2 protein-coding genes are annotated in these 3,318 nt (G+C 43.0%); both read left to right on the top strand.

The annotated features are described in order from the left end of the window. The coding region (locus tag AC29Z1_RS15465; RefSeq protein ID WP_488272349.1) for a U32 family peptidase at positions 1-2,021 on the top strand (2,021 nt) is incomplete at its 5' end. Positions 2,022-2,032: 11 nt separating this feature from the next. Continuing rightward, a partial coding sequence (locus tag AC29Z1_RS15460) for an endonuclease MutS2 (protein WP_488272348.1) occupies positions 2,033-3,318 on the top strand: 1,286 nt, incomplete at its 3' end.

The raw sequence follows: 3,318 nt of genomic DNA, 5'->3' as shown, positions 1-3,318 counted from the left end.
CATTTATTCATGGCGCATTATGTATTTCTTATTCAGGACAATGCCTGATGAGTAGTATGATTGGCGGGCGCAGCGGTAATCGTGGGCGCTGTGCCCAGCCATGCCGTCTTCCTTATACGCTGGTTGATGCTCAGGGAAATGATGTGCTGAGTCAGGCCAATGCTGGTGAATATTTACTCAGTCCTAAGGATTTGAATACCATCGAACTTTTACCGCAACTCATCGAAGCAGGGGTGACTTCCTTTAAGATTGAAGGGCGCATGAAACGACCGGAATATGTTGCCGTTGTTGTTAATGCCTACCGACGAGCCATAGACAGCTATTTAACGCAGCAGGCTGGTTATATGGTCAGTGAACAGGATAAAAAGGATTTAGCGCAAATTTTTAACCGTGATTTTACTACCGCCCATCTTTACGGTAAAAATGGACGGGCAATGATCAGCGATCGGCGCCCCAACAATCGTGGGGTTCGAGTTGGGCGGGTACTCGCATATCATGCTGCTGCTAAAACTGCAGATCTCAAACTGGATGAGTCACTGGCTGTTGGCGATATTGTTGAGTTTTGGGTTAAAGTCGGCGGTCGAGTTAATGTTACCATTACTTCTATGGTAGTTGATGGTAAAGAAGTTAAGGAAGCTAAAGCCCATACGGTAGTTACTATTCCAGTACATTCACCTGTTCGGGCTAACGATAGAGTATTTAAGGTTTTTGATGCCGCGTTAATGGAACGAGCCAGAACCTATTTTAATCGATCAGATGCCTTAAGGCGCATACCTGTTGATGTTACCGTAACGGTTACCGAAGGCAGGCCGCTGATAATAACCATGCAAGATGCCGATGGCTTCAGCGGTCAGGCAGAAACCAGTTTTATCGCGGAAAAAGCGCAAAAAAGACCACTTACTCCTGAAACGATCAGGAAACAAATCGAACGTCTGGGAACGACTGTATTCTCCTTACGTAATCTGGATTGTCAAATCCAGGGAGAAGTAATGGTACCTATCAGTGAAATCAATGACGCCAGACGCCGTGCGGCCGAACAGTTAGAAAGCGCCCGGCTTGCTAAGTTTTTCCGCAAACCGCTAAAAAAAGATAAGTCTATCACTATGTTGCTTCCACAAGTTCGTACTGTAAGACAGGATAACAAACCGGAACTTGTTGTAAATGTAGATGCGGTTGACAAAGTCATAGCGGCTGTGGATAATGGTGCTGATATCATCATGTTTGGCGGAGAGTGTTTTGCCAAACGCTCATTAACTGCCGAAGATTATTATACTGCCGCATCCTATTGCCAAAACCATGGCCGCAAAATTATTTTCAATACGCCGCGGTTAGTGCATCAAGGCCAAATAACAGAATTACAAACACAGGTTTCGTTATTTAATGAAATTAAACCCTTGGCTATAAGTGTCGATAATATAGGTACATTACATCTTTTACGGGAATGGAGCCAGATACCGCTGCATGGCGATTATCCCTTGAATATCTATAACAGTGTTGCTGCAAACTGCTTGGGAAATTTAGGCCTAGTTAGCTTAACATTATCACCTGAGCTAAATTTTACTCAAGTGGAGGAGATAGCAGCAAAAAAACTTGTTCCGCTCGAATGTCTGGTGCATGGTTATCTAACACTGATGATTTCTGATTATTGTATGCTGGGCAGTTTTTTAGGCGGTCATGATGTCCAACACTGTAATAATGCCTGTTTACGAGGTCGGTTTTGGCTTAAAGACAGAATGAATGAAGTATTCCCGGTTATTACTGACCAATTTTGTCGCATGCATATTTTGAATGCCAAAGAACTATCCATGTTGCCGCATATTCCCCGGCTAATGCGCTCTGGTATTAGTCGACTCAGGTTTGAAGCTAAATATAGTTCGCCCGAAGAAGTTGCCCGTATAACTCGATTATACCGGGAACTTATTGATCAAGGAGATCTCCATCCGTTACTTGTAAACGATAAAATTACGACTGCGGAACATGAAAACATTACCAGAGGACATTATTTCCGTGGGGTACTATAGAGGAGAGGTATATGGAAGTTTCGGTTTTTACAACTTTAGAGTATAATAAAATTAGAGACATGCTGTCTGAACGTACCAGCTCGGTAATGGGGCGAGAGCTTGCTGAAACGCTTGTGCCTGTAAATGATATCCATGAAGTAGAGAGCCGGCTTGCCGAGACCGCTGAGGCACGGGCGGTCATGAACCAGTTTCCCAATATACCGCTTGGCGGAATCCGTGATGTGCGTTCTAGTATTAAACGAGCAGGTTTAGGTGCGATATTAGAGCCTCATGAACTGTTAGCAATAGCCAGCACATTATATGCAGCTAGGCGCATGAAACATTTTTTGCTTGAATTGCCTCTAGAAGTACCTTTACTGAAAGCCTTAGCTGAACAAATAACCTTATTAAAACATATTGAAACAACAATTGAAGCTACTATTACTGAGCAGGGAACCATTCGTGATGATGCCAGCAGTGAACTATTAAAAATTCGCCGCGAAATCAAACAGTCTCAAATTCGGGTAAAAGAGCGACTGGATAGTATTTTACGATCAGGAGAATACCAGAAATATTTCCAGGATGCATTAGTAACCATGCGCGGTGATAGATATGTAATACCTATCAAACAAGAATTCCGTAATAATTTTCCGGGGATTGTTCATGATCAGTCAGCCAGTGGTGCAACGTTATTTATTGAACCCCTAGCAATCGTAAACTTGAATAATGATATCAAACAGCTTATGGCTGCTGAAAAGACTGAAATAGAACGTATTCTAACTGTAGTTACTTCACAAATAGCCAAAGTAAAAAATAGTCTGGAAGATAACCTGGCACTCTTAGCCCGTTTAGATTTCATTTTTGCCAAAGCCAAACTAAGTATTGATATGCGGGCAGTGCAAGCGGTAATTAACCAGCAAGGGTATATTCATCTTATTCAGGCACGTCATCCTCTCATTCCACCGGAACAAGTAGTACCAATCGATGTTCATCTTGGCCGGCATTTTACTACGTTGCTCATTACTGGTCCAAATACCGGCGGCAAAACAGTTACGTTGAAAACTGTCGGTTTATTTGCGTTGATGACACAGGCCGGGTTATTTATTCCCGCGGCCGCTGACTCTGAAATGCCGGTTATCGGCAATATTTTTGCTGATATCGGCGATGAGCAGAGCATTGAACAAAGCCTTAGTACCTTTTCTGCTCATATGACGAATTTGGTTGGAATATTAAAGAAAGTAACTGCCAATGACTTAGTGCTCATCGACGAAATTGGTGCTGGTACTGATCCAAGTGAAGGTGCAGCTTTGGCGATGGC

This window comes from Sporomusa sp. (assembly GCF_057736855.1).
This window is presented reverse-complemented; position numbering and strand designations above follow the sequence as displayed.